A 3347-nucleotide genomic window follows, 5' to 3' on the forward strand; every position below is an offset into this window, starting at 1 on the left:
TTTAGTGCGCCGCCGAAACCACCCCGGCCTCCCATCCGAGAATCGCCCGCTTGCGCGGCACGCCCCAGTGATACCCGGTCAGCGCACCCGACGTTCCCACCACGCGGTGGCACGGCACCACAAAGCTGATCGGATTTTTGCCCACTGCCGCGCCCACCGCCCGCGACGCCGTGGGCCGCCCGATATGGTTGGCAACGTTCGAATAGGTGACCGCCTTTCCGCACGGAATTTTAAGCAGGGTCTCCCAGACCTTCACCTCAAAATCGGTCCCAATCAGCACCACCCGCACTGGCCGATCCGCCGACCAACGCCCCGGCTCGAACACCTGCGCCGCCATCGGCGCAATCCGGGCATCGTCCCGCTTGAACCGCGCCTTGGGCCAACGATTGGCGAGATCGGCAAAAGCGTCTTCGACGGACATATCCGCGTCAGCAAAGCCCAGCCCCGACATGCCATATTCCGTCGCCGTCACCACCGCGAGCCCGAAGGGCGAAGGTGCCACCCCCCAGAACATGTCGATGCCCTCGCCCCCGGCGCGAAACACCCCCGGCGGCATGGCTTCATAGGTCACGAACAGATCGTGCAGCCGCGAGGTGGAAGACAGCCCTACTTCATAGGTGGTGTCGAGCACGCTGGCCTTGTCGCGCAGCAGCGACTTGGCATGGTCAAGCGCCACCGCCTGCGCAAAGCTCTTTGGCGAGAGCCCACACCAGCGCCGGAACAGATCCGTCAACTGCCGCTCGGTCAGCCCGAGCGCACGCGCAAATTTTCCGAGGTCGGTCGCATCCGGACCGTTCTCGCTGAGGTAGCGAATAGCCGCGCGAATGGTGTCGTAGTCGCTGGCCGGGGCGATATGGGCAAGCTGGTTCATGGCCGTATCTTTCAATTGATCTCCAGCCCTTTTTAGTCCCGGCGATGTCAGGCAGCGACCCGGTTTTGACGCGTCTCAGCCGTGCCGTGCGCGACGCAGCGCCTGGCCGAAGGCTCGCGCAAAACTCGACTTGTCATTGACCGCGAGGAAGGCCGCGATTTCGATGCGCTCTGTCCCGTGGTTGAGATGAACGGCAGTCGTGCGCTCGTTCTCGTCCCGCGTAAGCACCAGTCGCACCATTTTGGGGTCGAGGCGGCGCATCTGTCGCTCCTGCCCCCGGCCCGAAGTGACCACCTCGATCTGGTCGGGCCAGACCGTGATCTGCTCAACGACGCGCGATCGACGCGCCTGCCGCACTGAAAAGGCTGTGAGCGCGCCTGCAGCAATGGCGAAACCCAGCACGCCCGGCAGCAGAAATTCCTGTACGGAGATCACGAAAGGCAGGCCGAGAAGTCCGGCTACGGCAAGCCCAATCCAGCCACCGGCAGCGCGCAGTGATCTGTCCGGCCGCAAGGTGGCCGAAAACAGAGGACTGGTCGTTGTGCTGGTTTGCATTGGCATGATCGACTCGCCCTGAAATATTGGCAGAGATTCGGGGTCGAGAGAATGCCAAGTCCTAAAAAAGTGAAGAAACTGAGCCGCGCCCAGGCCGAGGCAATTTTCGAGCGCTTTCATCAGATCGAGCCCGAGCCCAAGGGCGAACTCGATTACATCAACGCCTATACTCTGCTTGTGGCCGTCGTCCTCTCCGCCCAGGCGACCGATTCCGGCGTCAACAAGGCCACCAAGCGTCTCTTCGAACTTGCCCCCTCGCCCGCCGCCATGGTGGCGCTGGGCGTCGAACAGATCACCGATCTCATCAAGACCATTGGCCTTTATCGCGGCAAGGCCAAGAACGTCTTTACCCTTAGCCAGATGCTCATCGACCTCCACGGCGGCGAAGTGCCCGATAATCGCGAAGCGCTCGAAGCCCTGCCCGGCGTCGGCCGCAAGACGGCCAATGTGGTGCTCAACATCTGGTTCAAGCAGCCGACCATCGCGGTGGACACCCACCTCTTTCGCGTCGGCAACCGCACCGGCCTTGCTCCCGGCAAAACCCCGCTCGCCGTGGAACAGGCCCTCGAAAAGCAGATCCCCGATCGCTTCATGCTCCACGCCCACCACTGGCTGATTCTCCACGGCCGCTATATCTGCAAAGCCCGAAAACCCGAATGCTGGCGCTGCCCGATCAGCGAGTGGTGTCTCTTTGAGCCGAAGTCGCCTCTGCCAAGGACGGCCTAGAGCACCCCATCCCTGAACGTCATCCTCGGGCTTGACCCGAGGACACTCCACTTAGCGATAGCGGAGCGAGTATAGAGCCCTCGGGTCAGGCCCGAGGGTGACGAGGTGTACCCTAGCTCCCATATCCCCGCGCCATGGCAGCCGCGAAAATCGGGATCAGCAACAGCACCCCCGCCTGCAGATGCACGAACCGCCGGCTCGTCCCGATCTCGCTCTCCGGCACCACATAATCGACGACGCCCTCGCCCGCCTTCGCCCAGCGGCGGATAGCCATGGTCGGCTGGATGGTCAGCAGGCCCATTACCAGGAACGCCGCCATCTTCCCCCAAAAGGCGTGGTTGCCGAGATAGTACCAGGGATCAACGCCCCCAAAGCAAACCCGCAAAATGCCGACGACGATCACCACGCCGGCCACTGCCCCATAGGCCGCATCGATCCGCGCCAACTGCCCGAGCCTCGCGCCACCCAGCCCCGGCCTGATGAGCGCGAACTCGGCCGCAAAAATCCCCACCAGCGAAAAGACCGCCAGATGGTGGGCGCAAGCCATTATCAGATTCCAATCCATTGCCCTGTCCTCACCCAGGTGTTAACGGTGCTCACATCTATTCCTGTCATGTAAACAATGTCAACATCCCTAAATTCGCCCTATCATCACGGCAATCTGCGCCAGGCTTTGCTCGAAGCCGCGCTGATTATTCTGGAAAAGGAAGGCGAAGCCGGCCTCGGCCTGCGCGATCTCGCCCGCGCCGTCGGCGTCTCCGCCGCCGCGCCCTATCGCCACTTCGATTCCCGCGCAGCTCTCCTCGAAGCCCTCGCCGTCACCGGCTTCCAGCGTTTCTCCGCCGCCATGGAAGCCGTGGCCTCAAGCAGTCCGGCCGACCCCATGGCCGCCATGGGCAAGACCTACGTGCTCTTCGCCCTTAGCAACGCCAATCTCTTCCGCCTGATGTTCTCGCCCCAGCTCAAGAAAGACGGCCGACCTGGCCTCCGCATGGCAGCCGACGCCGCCTTCGATACCCTGCGCCACGTCGTCGGCGGCGACATGCAGACCGGCCGTATCAAAGCCCTCGCCGCCTGGGCCAAAGTCCACGGCCTGTCCATCCTGCTCCTCGACGGCCAGATCGCGCTCCGCGCCGGCGAAGACACCGAAGCGCTGATCGCCGAAATTATCGGAAGCCTTTAGCGGATTACGTGT

5 protein-coding genes are annotated in these 3347 nt (G+C 63.1%); 2 read left to right on the top strand and 3 right to left on the bottom strand.

Features of this window, described 5'->3' with window-relative positions; translation table 11 throughout:
* Position 1: 1 nt before the first annotated feature.
* Both ABW043_RS19090 and ABW043_RS19095 read right to left on the bottom strand, forming a co-directional pair.
* Entirely contained in the window at positions 2 to 886 is an 885-nt protein-coding gene (locus tag ABW043_RS19090; RefSeq protein WP_353922788.1) for a methylated-DNA--[protein]-cysteine S-methyltransferase, read from the bottom strand.
* Positions 887 to 946: 60 nt separating this feature from the next.
* A complete protein-coding gene (locus tag ABW043_RS19095; protein ID WP_353922789.1) occupies positions 947 to 1426 on the bottom strand; it encodes a DUF2244 domain-containing protein in 480 nt (159 codons plus the stop codon).
* A 51-nt stretch (positions 1427 to 1477) separates the two neighbouring features.
* Between ABW043_RS19095 and nth the strand changes: the two genes are divergently transcribed.
* Positions 1478 to 2152 (top strand): endonuclease III, encoded by a 675-nt coding sequence (gene nth / locus ABW043_RS19100; RefSeq protein WP_353922790.1) that lies wholly within the window; start codon positions 1478 to 1480, stop codon positions 2150 to 2152.
* A gap of 112 nt (positions 2153 to 2264) precedes the next feature.
* Here the strand turns inward: nth and ABW043_RS19105 are convergent, their stop codons facing one another.
* Positions 2265 to 2699, bottom strand: coding sequence for a DUF2214 family protein (locus tag ABW043_RS19105; protein WP_353922791.1), 435 nt, complete (start codon positions 2697 to 2699; stop codon positions 2265 to 2267).
* A 75-nt stretch (positions 2700 to 2774) separates the two neighbouring features.
* Here ABW043_RS19105 and ABW043_RS19110 point away from each other — a divergent pair, with 75 nt between their 5' ends.
* Positions 2775 to 3335 carry a TetR/AcrR family transcriptional regulator gene (locus ABW043_RS19110; RefSeq protein ID WP_353922792.1) on the top strand — a complete coding sequence of 187 codons (561 nt, stop codon included), beginning with the start codon at positions 2775 to 2777 and terminating at the stop codon, positions 3333 to 3335.
* Positions 3336 to 3347 lie beyond the last annotated feature (12 nt).

The organism is Devosia sp. (assembly GCF_040509215.1).
Lineage (GTDB): Bacteria > Pseudomonadota > Alphaproteobacteria > Rhizobiales > Devosiaceae > Devosia.